This window comes from Modestobacter altitudinis (genome assembly GCF_005930475.1).
GTDB classification, from domain to species: Bacteria; Actinomycetota; Actinomycetes; order Mycobacteriales; family Geodermatophilaceae; genus Modestobacter; species Modestobacter altitudinis.
Genome location: NZ_SJEW01000002.1, coordinates 155,350 through 172,677, shown reverse-complemented (window position 1 = coordinate 172,677; position 17,328 = coordinate 155,350). Strand labels below are relative to the sequence as shown.

Below are 17,328 nucleotides of genomic sequence, written 5' to 3'. Positions count from 1 at the left end.
GGCCGGTGCAGCAGCCGGGCGACCCCGTCCCCCCGCACGGCCAGCGCCAGTCCCCCGGCCCGCATCGCCCCCAGCCGGGCTCCCAGCACGACGTCCGAGCGCAACCGGCGGATGACAGAGCGGGAGGAGGCCACAACGGCAGTCTGCCGAACGAGAACCGGGGGACCCGGAGCAGCACCGTCGGGGACGGGTACGGACCGCGAAGCGGGTCCCGCGGCGCGGGGGGCCGGAGGCCCTCCCGACGCGGGACGGGCAACGGCTCAGCGCAGCGGGGGCACGGCTCCTGGCCGCGTTGTGATCCGGAGGATCACGATGTCACGGTCCAGCTGTCGTTGCCGGCGAGCAGGGCGTCGAGGTCGGCCGGCTCCTGCGCGGCGGCGTCCTCGAGCTGGTCGGCCATCATCCGGTCGTAGCTGGGCTTGGCGACCTTCCGGAAGACGCCCATCGGGGTGTACCGCAGGTCCTGGCTGGACAGCCGGGACAGCGCGAACGCGTACGAGGGGTCCTCGCGGCGCGCGTCGTGCACCACGATCTGCGACGCGTCCACCTGGTTGGTCTCGGCGATCCGCAGCCCGCCGAAGTCGTCGCGGACGACGCACGAGGCACCGCCCGGGCCGAAGACCAGCGGCTCGCCGTGGACCAGCGGGATGGTCCACATCGGGCCGGTGGTCGGGTCCTTGAGCAGCTCGAAGGCGCCGTCGTTGAAGATGTTGCAGTTCTGGTAGATCTCGACCAGCGAGGTGCCCTGGTGCTCGGCGGCCTGCCGCAGCACGTCGGTGAGCCCCTTGCGGTCGGAGTCCATCGCCCGACCCACGAAGGTGGCGTCCGCGCCCAGCGCGAGCGACACCGGGTTGAACGGGTGGTCCAGCGAGCCCATCGGGGTGGACTTGGTGACCTTCCCGACCTCCGAGGTCGGCGAGTACTGGCCCTTGGTGAGCCCGTAGATCCGGTTGTTGAACAGCAGGATCGTCAGGTTCACGTTGCGGCGCAGCGTGTGGATCAGGTGGTTGCCGCCGATGGAGAGCGCGTCGCCGTCGCCGGTGACGACCCAGACCGACAGGTCCGGGCGGGATGCCGCCAGGCCGGTCGCGATGGCCGGGGCGCGACCGTGGATGGAGTGCATCCCGTAGGTGTTCATGTAGTACGGGAAGCGGCTCGAGCACCCGATGCCGGAGACGATGACCATGTCCTCGCGGGCGATGCCGAGGCTGGGCAGGAAGCTCTGGACCGCGTTGAGGATGACGTAGTCCCCGCACCCGGGGCACCAGCGCACCTCCTGGTCGGTCTTGAGGTCCTTGGCCTTCAGCTCGGTCTGCTTCGGGCCGCTTGCCGCGACCGAGGCGTCGATCGCGCCGGAGATGGTGGTGACGTCGGGCATGCCGAGGTCGTGCACGTGCGGGCTGGCGGTCACAGGACTGCTCCGTTCGAGGCGGCCTCGAGGGGGGCCGCGGTGGGGGTGGGGCCGGTGCTGTCGATGACGTCCTGCAGCACGGCGGCCAGCTCGGCCGCCCGGAAGGGCAGCCCACGGACCTGGGTGTGGCTGTGCACGTCGATCAGGTACTTCGCCCGCAGCAGCAGGGCCAGCTGGCCGAGGTTCATCTCGGGGCAGACGACCCGGTCGTACCGGGCGAGGATCTGGCCCAGGTCGGCCGGCAGCGGGTTGAGGTGGCGCAGGTGCACCTGGGCGATCGAGCGACCCGAGGCGCGGATCCGCCGGCAGGCGGCCCCGATCGGGCCGTAGGTCGAGCCCCAGCCGATGACGGCGACCGTCGCGTCGCCGTCCGGGTCGTCGACCTCGGTCGCCGGGATCGACGCGGCGATGCCGTCGATCTTGGCCTGGCGGGTGCGGGTCATGAAGTCGTGGTTGGCGGAGTCGTAGGAGATGTTGCCGGTCTTGTCGGCCTTCTCCAGCCCACCGATCCGGTGCTGCAGCCCGGCGGTGCCCGGCACCGCCCAGGGGCGGGCCAGCGTCTCCGGGTCGCGCAGGTAGGGCAGGAACTGGCCCTCGGTACCGTCCTCGGCGCTGCCGTTGGGGGCGGTCGCGAACTCCACCCGTAGGTCGGGCAGCTCGTCGACGGCCGGGATCGACCACGGCTCGGCGCCGTTGGCCAGGTAGCCGTCCGACAGCAGGATCACCGGGGTCCGGTAGGTCAGCGCGATCCGCGTCGCCTCGAGCGTGGCGTCGAAGCAGTCGGCGGGGGAGCGCGGCGCGATCACCGGGACCGGGGCCTCGCCGTTGCGGCCGAACAGTGCCTGCAGCAGGTCAGACTGCTCGGTCTTGGTGGGCAGGCCGGTCGAGGGGCCACCGCGCTGCACGTCCACGATGAGGAGCGGCAGCTCGGTCATGACGGCCAGGCCGATGGTCTCGGCCTTGAGCGCCACGCCCGGTCCGGACGTCGTCGTCACGCCCAGCGCTCCGCCGAAGGAGGCGCCGAGCGCGGCGCCGATCCCGGCGATCTCGTCCTCGGCCTGGAAGGTGCGCACGCCGAATGACTTGTGCCTGCTCAGCTCGTGGAGGATGTCGCTGGCCGGGGTGATCGGGTAGGCGCCGAGGAACACCGGCAGGCCCGAGCGCTGCCCGGCGGCGACGATCCCGTAGGCCAGCGCCTGGTTGCCGGAGATGTGCCGGTACTTCCCCGGTGCCATCGGGGCGGGCTTGACCTCGTAGGAGACCGCGAAGGCCTCCGTCGTCTCGCCGTAGTTGAACCCGGCACGGAACGCGGCGATGTTGGCCGCGGCGATCTGCGGCTTGCGGCGGAACTGGCGCTCGAGGAAGCGGATCGTGCCCTCGGTGGGCCGGTGGTACATCCAGCTCAGCAGGCCGAGGGTGAACATGTTCTTGCTCCGCTCGGCCTCCTTCTTGCCCAGCCCGGAGTCGGCGAGGGCGTCGGTGGTCATCGAGGTCAGCGGCACGCTGACCAGCTGCCACCTGTCCAGCGAGCCGTCCTCGAGCGGGTTGGCGGCGTAGCCGACCTTCGCCAGGTTGCGGGGGGTGAACTCGTCGGAGTCGGCGATGAGCAGGCCGCCGCCGGGGAGGTCGACGAGGTTGGCCTTCAGTGCGGCCGGGTTCATCACCACGAGGACGTCGGGTGCGTCACCGGGGGTCATGATGTCGTGGTCGGCGAAGTGCAGCTGGAAGGAGCTGACACCGGGCAGGGTGCCCGTCGGTGCGCGGATCTCGGCGGGGAAGTTGGGCAGGGTCGACAGGTCGTTGCCGAAGGTGGCGGTCTCGCTGGTGAAGCGACCGCCGGTCAGCTGCATGCCGTCCCCGGAGTCGCCGGCCAGCCGGATGACGACGCGGTCGAGCTCGACGACGCTCTTGACCAGGCCACCAGGGGCAGAGCTGTGGGCTGCGCGGTCCATGTCGGTGGCAACGCCGCTCTCGGCGGGGATGATTCCGGGGTTCGTGCCAGTCATCTGTGAGGTACCTCCGACCGGTCAGGTTACGTGCGGGTCGCCGGGTCCGACCGGTGAGCGGGGGAACGTGAGGCAACCCACACAGGGTCGCCTTGCCTTCCCGGGGAGGGGCGCTGGTCAGGGGAACGGCGGCTGGTCCGACCGCGTTCTACCCGGCGTGCAACGGTGGAACAACGGGTGCAAGACCGCGCTGCTGCTCGGCCTCATGGCCGGCGTCATCCTGGGAGTCGGCAGCTTCTTCGGCCGGGGCGGGCTCGTCATCGCCCTGGTGGTCGCGCTCGGCGTCAACGGGTGGGCGTACTTCAACTCCGACAAGCTGGCGCTGCGCGCCATGCGCGCCTTCCCGGTCACCGAGACGCAGGCGCCGCAGCTGTACGCGATCGTGCGGGAGCTGGCCACCGAGGCCCGCCAGCCGATGCCCCGGCTCTACGTCAGCCCGACCAACCAGCCGAACGCCTTCGCGACCGGCCGCAACCCGCGCAACGCCGCGGTGTGCTGCACCCAGGGGATCCTCGAGCTGCTGGACCGGCGCGAGCTGCGCGGCGTGCTGGCCCACGAGCTCTCGCACGTCTACAACCGCGACATCCTGATCAGCTCGGTCGCCGGGGCGATGGCCACGGTGATCACCTACCTGGCGCACATGGCGATGTTCGCGTCGCTGTTCGGCGGGCGCTCCGAGGACCGGGAGGGCGGCGGCGCGCTCGGCGGGCTGCTGCTGGTGTTCCTCGGTCCGGTCGCCGCCGGCCTCGTCCAGATGGCGGTGAGCCGGAGCCGGGAGTACCAGGCCGACGCCTCGGGTGCGCAGCTGTCGCACGACCCGCTGGCGCTGGCCAGTGCCCTGGCGAAGCTGGAGCGGGGGGTCGCCGCGCGGCCGCTGCCCCAGGACGACCGGCTGGTGACCCAGAGCCACCTGATGATCGCCAACCCGTTCCGCGGCCAGGGGATGGCCTCGATGTTCGCCACCCACCCGCCGATGGCGGAGCGCATCGCCCGGCTGCAGCAGATGGCCCGGGAGCCGGGCCAGCGCTGAGCGCTCCCTAGGCTGCGGCGCATGCGCTACGTGGCGATCGGGGACAGCTTCACCGAGGGCCTGGGGGACGAGCTCCCGGACGGCTCGGTGCGCGGCTGGGCCGACCTGGTGGCGGCCGGGCTGGCTGCCACCTCGGGCCGGCCGGTCCACTACGCCAACCTCGCGGTGCGTGGCCGGCTGCTCGCCCCGGTGGTCGCCGACCAGCTGGAGGCAGCGCTCGCGCTGAGCCCGGCACCGACGCTGCTCACCCTCAACGGCGGGGGCAACGACATGATGCGGCCCGGCTGCGACGTGGACCGGCTGGTCCGGCTCACCGAGCAGGCGGTCCGGCGGTGCGCCGACGCCGGCGTGCGGATGGTGCTGCTGAGCGGGGCCGACCCCACCGCGCGGCTGCCCTTCGGCACCATGATGCACCGCAGCGGGGTCGCGTTGACCGCCGCGGTCGCCGAGCTGGCGGCCCGGCACGACGTGCTCTTCGTCGACGCGTTCGGCGACGAGGAGCTGCGCCGTCCCGAGTACTGGTCGCCGGACCGGCTGCACCTGGGGCCGTCCGGCCACCGCCGGGTCGCCGGGCTGGTCCTCGCCGCGCTGGGCCACCCGGGTGCGGCGCACGTCGTCGACCCCGGCCCGGACGAGGTCTGGGGGCTGCGCACCGAGGCCCGCTACTACCGCGAGCACGTGCTGCCCTGGGCGCTGCGCCGGGTGCTCCGCCGCTCGTCCGGTGCCGGACGCACCGGCAAGCACCTGGACTGGGTGGAGGTCACGCCGGGCCCGGCCGTCCGGGAGGGCGAGCCGAGCCGCTGAGCCCCGACCGGGGAAGGGGCGGGGTGCTCGGCGGTGGTCGTCGTACCGGTCCTCGGTGCGTCCCCTCAGCGTGGCGGGTGTGCGGTGGCTGTTCGGCCGCCGCGGCTCTTGTCCGCGTACAGAGCGACGTCGGCCCGGCTGATCAGCTCGTCCACCTCCACCAGCGGGTCGGCATCGGGAGAGCTGACGGCCACCCCGGCCGAGAGGGAGACCAGGACCTCTGCCCGGCCGATGAGCATCGCGGTCCGCAGACCATGCCGGAGGCGGTCCACGAGTTGTGCAGCGTCGCCCGGGCTGGTGTCCTCGCAGACGATGGCGAACTCGTCCCCGCCGATGCGGGCGGCGCTGTCGCTGTGCCGTGACGACTGCTGCAGCAGACGCCCGACGTTGACCAGGACCAGGTCGCCCACGGGGTGGCCGTGGCGGTCGTTCACCGCTTTGAAGTCGTCGACGTCCAGCAGCACGAGGCAGGTGGCCCGGCCGTCACGTCGTCCGCGCTGCAGGGCGTGCTCCAGCCGGTCGCGGAACTGGGTCCGGTTGCCCAGGCCGGTGAGCGGGTCCTGCAGACCGAGCCGACGCAGCCCGTCCTCCCGGGCCAGCCGGGCGGAGATGTCCTCGACCATCATCACCAGATGTGCCCCGGCAGCACCGTCCACCCAGGACGTGGTGACCTGGACCGGGACGGTCGACCCGTCCTGGTGCACGAGCCGGCACTCGTGCAGCAGTCGCCGGCTGTGGGTCCGGGAGACCGAGCGGCACGCGTCCTCGGCCGCGGGGACGTCCTCGGGGTGCGTGAGGGACAGCAGTGATCGGCCGGCGAGGTCGGCAGGAGGCATGCCCAGCAGCTCGGCGAAGGCCGCGTTGACCGTCCGGAGGACCCCGCTGGTGGACGTGAGGGCCACGCCGAGAGGCGCATGGTCGAAGGCCACCTCATGGTCCATCCGGTGCTGCCTCCTCGATCGAGCCGGCCCCTGCACCGAGTGGGCGCTGACCAGCACGTTATACGTCCAGAGCTGCCCGGAGAAGTCGGCGGTCCCCGGCGCACACCCGGACCCGGGGACGACGGTGCGGTGCCGACTGGTCCCCGCCGCCGCCCAGCTCGACCTCCTCCGTGGTCCTCCCGGCGTCCGCCACCGCCGTGGCGCACCCGGGGAGCGCCCGCGGGCCGCAGCGGGCGGCCCGGTGGCCGCCACGCTGGGCGCCGGTGCGGACCGCTGCGCATCCCGTGCGGACCGGCGGGTCCTGGCGAGCCGTCGACCGCGACTCGCGACTCGTCAGCGGTAGTTGTCGTACCGAATCTCGGCGTGTTGCCGTCTGCGGAAGATCATGAAAATGGCTGCTGACCTGCGCTTTCCTGATTGGCCCTCGTTGGTCGACAACGGCCCGAATGGGACGTCTTGCGGACTGTTTGCGGACTGACTGCGGACCGAGATCGCCGTCGACGTCCGGGAAGGGCGCGCCACGCCTGGTGCATCCGCCCGGTGTTCGCCCGAGTATGGCGCTGGGGTAGGCGGGCGCACGTCGCAGGAACCTGCCTGACGTCGCTCAGTCGAGCTGGGTGGTCATCTGGACCCGGGTGAGCGGAACTCCATCCAGGTCGACGGTCTCAACCTCGACGCGCTGGTAGCCCAGTCGTTCGAACGCGGGTACAGCGCGCCATGAGGCATGCGTGGTCAGGCGGAGCAGTCCCGCGGCTCGGGCCTGGTCTGCCACGGATGTGAGCAGAAGTCGGGCCACGCCGCGGCCGCCGTGATCCGGATCGACGAAGAGCTGGTCGACCTCGCCGGCCTGCAGACCGGCGACCGGCTCCAGTGCCACGCTGCAGAAGCCGACCGCCACGCCATCCAGCTCGGCGACCAGGACGACCGTGTAGCGCGTCATCCAGGCGTGACCCTCGACGGTGCGTCGGCCAGCCCAGGCATCGAGTTGGGCAGCGCCGTAGTGCGTCGAGGCTGAGCCGCGGATCGCTCTCAAGCTCAGGTCGCGGAGAACCAGGGCGTCATCAACGCCGGCTCGGCGCACGCGGATTGACTGCTGCATGCCCGTAGCGTAGTACGCACTTGCTCTATCTCCTACGACTTCGCAATACTTAGGGCATGCCCACCCCGCGCCCTGACGCGCCCATGTCAGTGCTGTTCGACCTCTGGCTGATCAACCACCTCTTGTCCAACGCACTCGACGGCGTGCTCACCGAGCACAGCGGGCTCAACGGGGAGGAGTTCGGCTTCTACTCGCTACTGCGGCGCTTCGGCCCGGTGCCGTCGGGCCAGATCAGCCGATGGACGGCGATGCGGCCCACGACCGTGTCGACGTGGGTCCGCCGCCTCCAGCAGCGAGGGCACGCCGAACAGCAGCCGAACCCGGCGGACGGGCGGTCGCGGCTGGTAGCCCTGACTGCGGTCGGCGAGCAGGCCCATGCGCTGGCTGCGGAGACCTTCTTGGCCGCAACCCGCACGCTGTCGGCCGCACTCGGTTCAGAAGAGCAGCGGCAGCGGATCTCCTTGCAGCGACTCGACGCTGCCCTCCGCGAGGTCGGCGGACTGGACCCGCGCCCCTACGACCTGTCGGAACACCCCGATCCCGCCGACAACCAGCTGACCTACGTCGGGCGACCGCTGGATCCCACCGAAGAACAGACCGTCCGCGCCTACATCGACTTCGTCCGCAGCCGGACCGCCCAGGGAGCGCCTCGATGACCGCCAACACCGACCCCGTCCGCAGTGAGCCCGACAGACTGCCCACAGTGCAGTCGACGATCAGGGCACTGATGGACCGCCATCAGGTCCCGGGCCTGACGATCGCCGTCACCGACTCGCGTCGGCTGCTGCACGCCGAGGGCTTCGGGCACGCCGACCTGGCCTCCGGGATGAGCGCCACCGCCGACACCCGTTACCCGTGGTTCTCGATGTCCAAGATCGCCACCGCAACGGCCGCGATGCGCCTGGCGGACGAGGGCCGGCTGGACCTCGAGGCGCCCGTCCGGTCCCTGCTGCCCGAGTTCGCTGTTCGCGCCGGTCGGACGCAGCCACGCGTGTGCGATCTGCTCTCCCACACCGCCGGACTGAGCAATCCCTTGCCGCTGCGGTGGGTCCTCCCGGCCAGTGCCCCCGCATCCGATGTGGACGAGTTCGCCCGCCGGCTGCTGTCCCGGCACGGCCGCACCCGCCGATCGGCCGGAGGGCCGGCGCGCTACTCCAACGTGAGCTACCTGGCGCTCGCCGAAGTCATCGCGCGGGCCGCCGGCCGCCGCTTCGACGACCACATGCGCACCGCGGTGCTGGACCCTGCGGGCATGACCGCGACCGGCTACGACCCGGTCCCCGGTGAGGACATCGCCACCGGCTACGTCCGGCTGCCCCGCGTTGCCACCCCGTTGGTTCGCGCGGCCTTACCGCCCGGCATCGCCGGGCGCCGGGTCGGCGGCGTTCTCTCGCTCCACCCGTTCCGGGTTGCCGGAGCGGGCTACGGCGGACTCATCGGGAGCGCCGTCGACGCAGCCAGACTGCTGCGTCTTCACCTGGCCGACGGCGTGATCGACGGTCACCGGGTCCTCGCGCCAGAGTCGGCGCGACGCATGCGACGGATCAACACTCCCGGCCGCCCCTTCGACCTCGGACTCGGCTGGTTCCGGCGCCCCGCCGACCGGGACGCCACACCCCCCTTCGTCGAGCACTGGGGCACCGGCGGCGGCTTCTGGAACGCCATGCGCCTCTACCCCGAGCACGACCTCGGCATCGTCACCATGGCCAACACCACCCGCGGCTACGATCACGACGCGATCATGGCCGCCGTCCGAGCGGCACTCCGGCCGTGAGCCGCATGCTGGCCCCGTCTGCTCACGGAGCGCCCTGGTCGTCGGGATCGCGTTGGCGTACACGGTCCTGTTGCCCTCCCATCCCGCGCCCCGGTCCCGACGTCCACGGCCTCCAGGACGAACAGCGGCGGCCGCCAGCGTGCGCGCCCCGCCGCGCCGGCGTGAGCAGGTGACCACCGCCAGGTCGCTGGGCCCCCGGCGGACCGTCAGCGTCCAGCCCATCTCGCGCCGCCGAGCCGCTACGGTGAGCTCGCCCGCCCCGGCATCCTCCGCGCCGCCCGGTGACCGAACCGAGGAGTGATGGGCATGGCCGGCCCGCTGCTCCAGACCAAGCTGCACATCCCGCGGCGCCGGCACGGCGCGGTCGCCCGGCCACGCCTGGCCGAGCACCTGGACCGCGGGGCCGAGGGGGCGCTGACGCTGGTGTCGGCCCCAGCCGGCTTCGGCAAGACGACGCTGCTGACCGAGTGGCTGGCCACCGGTGGCGCGACCGGCCAGGCGGTGGCGTGGCTGTCCCTCGATGAGCGGGACAACGACCCAACGGTGTTCTGGACCTACGTGGTTGCAGCGTTGCGCAGCGCGGCCGAGGGGGTCGGCGCCGGCGCTCTGGCCCTGCTGCAGTCGCCGCAGTCCTCGACCGACGCGGTCCTCGCGACGCTGGTCAACGAGTTGTCCGAGATCGGCGACGATGTCGTCCTGGTGCTCGACGACTACCACCTGATCCACACGGCCGAAGTGCACCACGGGTTGACCTTCCTGATCGAGCACCTGCCCGCGCAGATCCACCTGGTGATCGCCAGCCGCGCCGACCCGGCGCTGCCGCTGGCCCGGCTACGCGCTCGCGGCGACCTGGTCGAGCTGCGCGCCACCGACCTGCGCTTCACCGCAGAGGAGGCCGCGGACTACTTGACCGAGGCGATGAGACTGCGGCTGACCGCCGGCGATGTGGCGGTGCTCGAGGGCCGCACCGAGGGCTGGATCGCTGCGCTGCAGCTGGCCGCGCTGTCGCTGCAGGGCCGCGATGACCCGGCCGGGTTCATCGCCGACTTCGCCGGAGACGACCGCTACATCGTCGACTACCTGGTCGAGGAGGTGCTGGCCCGGCAGAGCGACCAGGTCCGGAGCTTCCTGCTGCAGACCTCGGTCCTGACCCGGCTGACAGGCCCGCTGTGCGACGCCGTCACCGGCACCGACGGCGGCAAGGCGATGCTCGAGGCCCTTGACCGGGCGAACCTGTTCCTCGTCCCGCTCGACGACCGCCGCCGCTGGTACCGCTACCACCACCTGTTCGCCGATGTCCTGCAGGCGTACCTGCACGACGAGCAGCCCGACGCCGTCGCCGGCCTGCACCGGCGGGCCGGCGACTGGCACGCGGCCAACGGCGAGCGGGCCGAGGCGGCGCACCACGCGCTGGCCGGCGGCGACGCCGCGCGCGCGGCGGACCTGATCGAGCTGATGTTGCCGGCACTGCAGCAGGGCCGTCAGGAGGCCACCATCCGCCGCTGGCTGGCGGCGCTACCGGCTGACGTGCTGCAGACCCGGCCGGTGCTGAGCATCGGCTACACGGCGGCGCTCATGGTCAGCGGCGAGATCGAGGGCGTGGAGGCGCACCTGCGGGACGCTGAGCGGTGGGTGATCGCGGCCCCCGGCGACGGCCAGACCGTCGGGGTCGAGTCGGCGGGGATGGTGGTCGTCGACGCCGACGCATTCCGCCGAGTGCCCAGCGCGATCTCCCTGTACCGCGCCGGACAGGCCCTGCTCTCCGGGAACACGGCCGACACCATCAGGCACGCCCGAACGGCGCTCGATCTCGCCGGCGACGACGACCATCTCAGCCGGGGCCCGGCAGCCGGGTTGCTCGGGCTCGCCTATTGGACCGGTGGGGACCTGGAGGCCGGATACCGCTGGTACGCCGACTGTGCCGCGCACCTGGAGCGCGCCGGGCACCTGTCCGACGTGGCCGGCTGCACGATCGCGCTCGCCGACATCCGCATCGCCCAGGGCCGGCTCCGTGACGCGATGAGCACGCTCGAGCGGGTCCTGCGCTTGGTGACGCCCGAGACCGGCCCAGTGCTGCGCGGCGCAGCGGACCTCCACGTGGCCCTCGCCGGGGTGCTGATCGAACGCGGGGACCTCGAGGCCGCCCGCGGGCACCTCACCACCAGCCGGGAGCTGGGCGAGCACGCCGGCCTGCCGCAGACCCCGTACCGATGGCTGGTCGCGATGGCCCGGATGGCCGAGGCCGAAGGCGACCTCGACGGCGCGCTGGCCCCCCTCGACGAGGCGCAGTTCCGATACGCCGGGGATTACTTCCCCGACGTGCGGCCGGTGGCCGCGGTGCGGGCGCGGCTGCTCGCCCGGCACGGCCGGTGGGCTGACGTGCTCGCCTGGGCGGCCGAGCGGGGGCTGACGGTCGAGGACGCCCCGGAGTACCTGCGCGAGTTCGAGCACGTCACGCTGGCTCGGGGGCTGGTGGCCCAGGCGGCGGGCGACGGCGACGGACGATCGCTGTCCGGCGCGGTGGGGTTGCTGAACCGCGTGCAGCAGGCGGCGGAGGTCGGTGGACGCACCGGCGGCGTCCTGGACGTGCTGGTGGTGCGGGCGCTCGCCGAGCAGGCGCGCGGTGACATGCCCGCGGCCCACAGCGCACTGCAGCGTGCGCTGACCTTGGCGGAGGCGCACGGCCATGTCCGTCTGTTCGCCGACGAGGGCCCCGGCATGGCCGTGCTGCTCAAGGCCGCAGCGAAGGGAACCTCCTCGGGCTACGCCCGACGGCTTCTGGAAGGTCTGGACGCCGGCGACGGCAGCCAGCCCCGGAGCCGGGGCCCCGCAGCGGCTCAGGCGGGCCTGGTCGAGCCGCTGAGCGCTCGCGAGCTGGACGTTCTGCGGCTGCTCGGCACCCACCTCGACGGGCCAGCCATCGCGCGCGAGCTGTACGTCTCGCTGAACACCGTCCGCACGCACACCAAGAACATCTACGCCAAGCTCGGCGTCAACGACCGCGGGGCAGCAGTGCGACGGGCACAGGAGCTGGACCTGATGCCACGGCTCGACACCCATGAGCCGCGGACCGGCGTCGCTCACCACCGGTGAGGCTCGCCGCCAGGCCGCTGGCCGCTCCCACCCGAACTGACGAGGACTGCTCAGCGGACCCGCCGCACGGGCAGGATCGCGGCCGCACCGGCGAACGCGCAGACCCCCGCCACGGCATACAGCGCGCCGTAGCCGCCGCCGCTGACGGCGAGGACGGCGGAGGCGATCGCTGGGGCGATGGAGAACGGCAGCGCGTTGGCGATGTTGAACACGCCGAGGTCCTTGGCGGTGTCCGTCCCCGTCAGCACATCGGCGACGAGGGCCAGGTCGACGGCCATGTACAGGCCGAACCCGAGCCCGCTGATCGCCATGCCGACCAGGAAGCCGTTGACGTCGGCGGCGACGGCGGCGGCGAACATCGCCAGGCCGTACACGATCGAGGCGGTGACCACGAAGATCTTTCGCCGACCGATCCGATCCGACAGCGGCCCCCGAGCAGTGACGCGGCGGCGATGAAGAGGGCTTGGACCACGGTGCCGGTGAAGATCTGCCGCGGCACCTCGGACTTGGCGGTGCCGATGTCGTCCAGCAGGTAGAACGCCATGTAGGTGACCAGGAAGGTGTACGCCGAGACGAACAGGAACCGGCTGGCGAACGCCCAGCTGAAGTCGGGGTTCTTCCGCGGGTTGACGTAAAGGTGCCGGCGAATCCTCGCCAGGACCAGGCCGGCCGGTCGGCGGCGGCGAGACGGCGGTCGTGCAGCACGCCTGCGAACAGCAGGACGAAGAACCCGCCGATCGCGCTCGGGGCCAGGAACATGGCCAGGGAGTTGCCGGTGAACAGCTGGACCAGAAAGGTGCCGGTCACCGACGCGATGGGCAGGCAGATGCCCAGGACGCCGGAGACAAGGCCGCGCTGAGAGGTCGGGATCTGGTCCGGCAGCACCGCCACCATCGCGGCGAGCAGCGCATTGAAGAACAGCTGCGCGAGGCACCACCCCAGCAGGACGACCGGGATCGTCGGCGCCACCGCGATGACGAGCAGCCCCAGGAACCCACCCAGCAGTCCGCCTACCATCCAGGGGCGGCGCATGCCGAACCTCCCGGCCGTGCGGTCGCTCAGCTTGCCGAAGAACGGGTTGGCGAACAGCGCCAGAAAGGCGCCGACTCCGGTCACCAGCGCCAGGCTGTTCGGCGCCTGGTCGCTGCCCACCAGCGAGTCGACCTTCAGGGCCAAGGTGACCAGCAGGGGTGCGAGCAGCTGCAAGGTCGCTCCCAGGTGAGCCGCCGCGAACAGCGCGATGAACCCCCACCCGGCCCGGCGCTCGGCGGCCCCCCGGGGCTGGGAGACGTCGGGCATCGGCGCGTCCCCTTCCGGCTCGAGGCCAGCATGTGCGGCCGGCCCGCCACCGGTGGATGGCCGTGCAGCGGGGACCTGGCCGCTTGGTGCGCTCGGGGCGGTCAGCTCACCACATCGATCACCGCATCCATGTGATCCCTGCTCACCACATCGGTTCCTAGCTTCCTGAGCGCACCACCCGGAACGTCCACCGACATCCACGTGCGCGAGGTCGGTCCCTCAGCGCGACGGCCTCGCTGACCTGTGAAGGACACGCCATGACCACCACCGCACCTACAACCACCGCAGCGAGCCGACCGGCGCCGGACCCGATGAGGCGGAGAGCCCGAATCGCCGGGGTGCTGTACCTGCTCACGTTCGTCTCGATCCCCGCTCTGGGCTTGTACAAGCCGGTGAAGGACGACGTCGGCGCCTTCCTCCTGGGTGCCGGCAGCGACACCGGCGTGATGGTGGGCGCGCTGTCGGAGGTCGTCATCGGCGTGGCCGGCATCAGCACCGCCGTCGTGCTCTTCCCGGTGCTCAAGCGGCAGAACCACAGCGCCGCCCTCGGGATCGTGACCGCCCGGCTCGTGGAGACCAGCCTGATCTTCGTCGGCGTCGTCAGCATGCTCACGGTCGTCACCCTGCGCACCGACGTCGTCGGGACCACCGGCACGGACCCGGCCTCGCTGCTCACGACGGGCCACACCCTGGTCGCCGTCTACACCTGGACGTTCCTGCTCTCCCAGAGCCTGATGCCCGTCTTCGTCGACCTGCTCCTGGGCTACGTGCTGTACCGGTCCGGCCTGGTGCCCCGCACCCTGCCGCTCATCGCGTTCGTCGGTGCCCCGCTGCTCCTGGTCTCCGACATCGCGATCTTCTTCGGCGTCTACGAGAACGTGTCCCCGCTGGCCCTTGTTGCTGCGATCCCGGTCGCGGTGTTCGAGGTCTCGTTCGGCATCTACCTGATCGCCAAGGGCTTCAAGCCAGGGGCGGTCGCCGCGCTGCAGGCTGGGCAGGCCGTCCGATGAGGGCCGCGGTCTACCGCCGGTTCGGCGGTCCGGACAACGTCCGGGTGCAGGAGCTGTCGCGCCCGTCGATCGGCCGGGACGACGTCCTCATCCGGGTCCATGCGAGCACGGTCAGTGCCGCAGACCACCGCGCCCGCAGCCGCGAGGTGCCCCGCGGGCTGTGGCTCCTCGCCGCAGTCGGAATCGGCGCCTTCCGGCCGAAGCGGCGAGTGTTGGGCATGGACGTCGCCGGCGTCGTCGAGGCCGTCGGCGCCGACGTCACCGGATTCCGCCCCGGCGACGAGGTGCTCGCGATGCTCGGCGCCGCGTTCGGCGGGCACGCCGAGTTCGCCCGGGTGCGCCGGGACGGCCTCATCGCGCTGAAGCCCCGGAGCATGACGTTCGAGGACGCGGTGACCTTGGTCTTCGGTGGGCTCACCGCTCGAGGCTTCCTCGGCCAGGCTCACGTCGCACCGGGTGCCACGGTGCTCGTCAACGGGGCGTCGGGCGCCGTGGGCAGCGCGGCGGTTCAGCTCGCCAAGCACGCCGGCGCGCACGTCACCGGCGTCTGCAGCGGCGGCAATCGCGACCTGGTGACCGAGCTGGGCGCCGACCGGGTGATCGACCACACGGTCGATGACTTCACCGCGGAGGCCGCGACCTATGACGTGATCGTCGACTGCGTCGGCAACGCGTCCTTCGAGCGGGTGCGGCATCTCCTGAAGCCGGGTGGTGCGCTGCTACTGGTGATCACCGACCTGCCCGGGCTGCTGCGGGCGCCGCTACGCAGCCGGCGGACCGACCACGTGGTCACCGCCGGCCCCGGGAAGGGCACCGCCGAGGACCTGGCTGCGCTGGTCGACCTCGCCGAGGCCGGCTCCTTCCGGGCGGTCCGCGACCGGACCTTCGACCTCGGAGACATCGCCGAGGCCCACCGCTACGTCGACACCGGCCGCAAGCGCGGCAACGTCGTCGTCCGCATCACCCCGGCCGAGCCCGGGCGGGCGGCCCCGCTCACCAAGACATCACGAAGGGCATCGTCATGATCGAGGCACACCAGCTCACCAAGCGCTACGGCGACAAGACCGCCGTCGACGACATCAGCTTCACCATCGCACCGGGCTCGGTCACCGGGTTCCTCGGGCCCAACGGCGCCGGCAAGTCCACCACCATGCGGATGATCATGGGTCTGGACCGGCCGACGTCGGGCACCGTCACCGTCAACGGGATGGCTTACGCCCGCCACCGCGCGCCGCTGCGCGAGGTCGGGGCGTTGCTGGACGCCAAGGCCGTGCACACCGGCCGCAGCGCCCGCTCGCACCTGCGCACGATGGCCGCCACGCACAACATCCCGGCCGCGCGGGTCGACGAGGTCATCGAGATGACGGGCCTGGCGACCGTCGCCCGCAAGCGCGTGGGCGGGTTCTCGCTGGGGATGGGGCAGCGCCTGGGGATCGCCTCGGCGATGCTGGGCGACCCGCGGACGCTCATCCTCGACGAGCCGGTCAACGGCCTGGACCCCGAGGGCGTCCAGTGGGTGCGGCGGCTCGTGCGGTCTCTGGCTGATGAGGGACGCACGGTGTTCCTCTCCTCGCACCTGATGAGCGAGATGGCGCAGACGGCCGACCAGCTGCTGGTCATCGGCCGGGGCCGGATCATCGCCGCCGGCCCGGTGCAGCAGGTCATCGACTCGGTGTCGGCGGCGGCGGTCCGGGTGCGGTCCCCACGAGCGACCGAGCTCGCCGCGCTCCTGGAGGCCGACGGCGCCGCCGTCACCTCCTCGGCGCCCGGCGCGCTGGAGCTCCGCGGGATCGACGCTGAGCGCGTCGGTGAGCTCGCCTGCGCCCACGGCATCGCGCTGCACGAGCTCAGCCCGCGCAGCGCCAGCCTCGAGGAGGCCTACATGACCCTCACCCAGGACGCGGTCGAGTACCGGTCCGACGGCACTGCCACCGCCCCGACCGCCCCGAAGGGGGAGAACCGATGAGCACGATCACCGCCACTGCCGCCGCCGTCCACCCAACCGTCGCTCGGCCCGCCGTGGAAGCTCGACCGAGCTTTCTCGGCATCCTGCGCGGCGAGTGGCGCAAGCTGCTCTCGCTGCGCTCGACCTGGTGGGTGCTGGGCGCCACCGTCGTCCTGATCACCGGGATCTCCCTGGCCGTCGCGGCGTCCGTGGACGCCATGGCCGCCGACCCGGTCACCGCACCGACGCTCGCCACGACCAACGGTGCCGAGTTCGTCTCCGGCGGCTTCCAGATCGGGATGCTGACCATCGCTGTACTCGGCGCACTGCTCATCACCGGTGAGTACTCCACGGGGATGATCCACTCGACGTTCGCCGCGGTGCCCACCCGCGTGCCGGTGCTCCTGGCCAAGGCGATCGCGCTCAGCGTCCTCACCGCGGCCGTCGCGGCCCTGAGCATCGCTCTGTCCTACCTCGTGACGATGCCGCAGCTCGCCGAGCACGACCTCGTTCCCGCCCTCGACGACGCGCGGACCTGGCAGGTGTTCGGCGGGACCGTGTACTTCCTGATCGCCGCGGCGCTGTTCTCCCTGGGCGTGGGCACGCTGCTCCGTTCCAGCGCCGGCGCGATCACCGTCGCCCTCACGGTCCTGCTGCTGCTGCCCGGCGTCCTGGCCTTCATCAGCCTGAACTGGGTGGAGACGATCGCCCGCTACCTGCCGCTGCCGGCCTCGGGTGCGTTCCTCGGCGGCAGCGAGGACTCGCTGTCCTCCGGCGGTGAGCAGCTCACCGCAGCCACCGGCTTGCTCGTGATCGCGGCTTACGCGCTCCTCCCGCTGCTCGCCGGGGCCGTGGTGCTCCGCCGTCGGGACGCCTGACCGGACCCGCACGTCCGCGTGGCGGGCCGACGGCGCCG

The 17,328-nt window shown here is 72.1% G+C and carries 14 protein-coding genes and 1 pseudogene; 9 read left to right on the top strand and 6 right to left on the bottom strand.

Going from position 1 to position 17,328, the window contains the following annotated elements; genetic code table 11:
* Window positions 1-307 precede the first annotated feature (307 nt).
* Both FHL79_RS01705 and FHL79_RS01700 read right to left on the bottom strand, forming a co-directional pair.
* Window positions 308-1,411, bottom strand: coding sequence for a 2-oxoacid:ferredoxin oxidoreductase subunit beta (locus FHL79_RS01705; protein WP_246080217.1), 1,104 nt, complete (start codon window positions 1,409-1,411; stop codon window positions 308-310).
* Window positions 1,408-3,417, bottom strand: a complete 2,010-nt coding sequence (locus FHL79_RS01700) for a 2-oxoacid:acceptor oxidoreductase subunit alpha (protein WP_138756888.1) — start codon at window positions 3,415-3,417, stop codon at window positions 1,408-1,410. The genes FHL79_RS01705 and FHL79_RS01700 overlap by 4 nt, the downstream gene beginning before the upstream one ends.
* Window positions 3,418-3,574: 157 nt before the next feature.
* Between FHL79_RS01700 and htpX the strand changes: the two genes are divergently transcribed.
* Together htpX and FHL79_RS01690 are read left to right on the top strand one after the other, a co-directional pair.
* Window positions 3,575-4,447 carry a zinc metalloprotease HtpX gene (gene htpX / locus FHL79_RS01695; RefSeq protein WP_138756887.1) on the top strand — a complete coding sequence of 291 codons (873 nt, stop codon included), beginning with the start codon at window positions 3,575-3,577 and terminating at the stop codon, window positions 4,445-4,447.
* Between the two features lie 21 nt (window positions 4,448-4,468).
* Window positions 4,469-5,251 carry an SGNH/GDSL hydrolase family protein gene (locus tag FHL79_RS01690; RefSeq protein ID WP_138756886.1) on the top strand — a complete coding sequence of 261 codons (783 nt, stop codon included), beginning with the start codon at window positions 4,469-4,471 and terminating at the stop codon, window positions 5,249-5,251.
* A gap of 65 nt (window positions 5,252-5,316) precedes the next feature.
* Here FHL79_RS01690 and FHL79_RS01685 read toward each other — a convergent pair whose 3' ends face one another.
* Together FHL79_RS01685 and FHL79_RS01680 are read right to left on the bottom strand one after the other, a co-directional pair.
* Window positions 5,317-6,192 carry a sensor domain-containing diguanylate cyclase gene (locus FHL79_RS01685; RefSeq protein WP_138756885.1) on the bottom strand — a complete coding sequence of 292 codons (876 nt, stop codon included), beginning with the start codon at window positions 6,190-6,192 and terminating at the stop codon, window positions 5,317-5,319.
* 604 nt (window positions 6,193-6,796) lie between these two features.
* On the bottom strand, window positions 6,797-7,291 hold the full coding sequence (locus FHL79_RS01680; protein WP_138756884.1) for a GNAT family N-acetyltransferase: 495 nt from the start codon (window positions 7,289-7,291) through the stop codon (window positions 6,797-6,799).
* A gap of 56 nt (window positions 7,292-7,347) precedes the next feature.
* Here FHL79_RS01680 and FHL79_RS01675 point away from each other — a divergent pair, with 56 nt between their 5' ends.
* The 3 genes from FHL79_RS01675 to FHL79_RS01665 all read left to right on the top strand — a co-directional run bounded on the left by FHL79_RS01675 (window position 7,348) and on the right by FHL79_RS01665 (window position 12,158).
* The gene (locus FHL79_RS01675) at window positions 7,348-7,947 is read left to right on the top strand and encodes a MarR family winged helix-turn-helix transcriptional regulator (protein ID WP_138756883.1); all 600 of its coding nucleotides are present in this window, start codon (window positions 7,348-7,350) and stop codon (window positions 7,945-7,947) included.
* Window positions 7,944-9,065, top strand: coding sequence for a serine hydrolase domain-containing protein (locus tag FHL79_RS01670; protein ID WP_138756882.1), 1,122 nt, complete (start codon window positions 7,944-7,946; stop codon window positions 9,063-9,065). Before FHL79_RS01675 ends, FHL79_RS01670 begins: the two co-directional genes overlap by 4 nt.
* Window positions 9,066-9,371: 306 nt before the next feature.
* Window positions 9,372-12,158: a winged helix-turn-helix domain-containing protein gene (locus FHL79_RS01665; RefSeq protein ID WP_138756881.1), complete on the top strand. Its 2,787-nt coding sequence runs from the start codon at window positions 9,372-9,374 to the stop codon at window positions 12,156-12,158.
* Window positions 12,159-12,208: 50 nt separating this feature from the next.
* Here FHL79_RS01665 and FHL79_RS25460 read toward each other — a convergent pair whose 3' ends face one another.
* Entirely contained in the window at window positions 12,209-12,550 is a 342-nt protein-coding gene (locus FHL79_RS25460; RefSeq protein ID WP_218938285.1) for an MFS transporter, read from the bottom strand.
* Between the two features lie 727 nt (window positions 12,551-13,277).
* Window positions 13,278-13,457: pseudogene (locus tag FHL79_RS26390) on the bottom strand (MFS transporter); the annotation flags it as partial.
* Window positions 13,458-13,714: 257 nt separating this feature from the next.
* On the opposite strand from FHL79_RS26390, the gene FHL79_RS01655 reads away from it, so the two are divergent.
* From FHL79_RS01655 to FHL79_RS01640, 4 genes are read left to right on the top strand one after another with little or no spacing between them, the layout of a single operon-like run.
* Window positions 13,715-14,467, top strand: a complete 753-nt coding sequence (locus tag FHL79_RS01655; protein WP_138756880.1) for a DUF4386 domain-containing protein — start codon at window positions 13,715-13,717, stop codon at window positions 14,465-14,467.
* Window positions 14,464-15,492, top strand: coding sequence for an NAD(P)-dependent alcohol dehydrogenase (locus FHL79_RS01650; RefSeq protein ID WP_138756879.1), 1,029 nt, complete (start codon window positions 14,464-14,466; stop codon window positions 15,490-15,492). The genes FHL79_RS01655 and FHL79_RS01650 overlap by 4 nt, the downstream gene beginning before the upstream one ends.
* Entirely contained in the window at window positions 15,489-16,433 is a 945-nt protein-coding gene (locus FHL79_RS01645) for an ABC transporter ATP-binding protein (protein ID WP_138756878.1), read from the top strand. Before FHL79_RS01650 ends, FHL79_RS01645 begins: the two co-directional genes overlap by 4 nt.
* Window positions 16,430-17,290 carry an ABC transporter permease subunit gene (locus tag FHL79_RS01640; RefSeq protein ID WP_138756877.1) on the top strand — a complete coding sequence of 287 codons (861 nt, stop codon included), beginning with the start codon at window positions 16,430-16,432 and terminating at the stop codon, window positions 17,288-17,290. The genes FHL79_RS01645 and FHL79_RS01640 overlap by 4 nt, the downstream gene beginning before the upstream one ends.
* The last annotated feature ends 38 nt before the right edge of the window (window positions 17,291-17,328 follow it).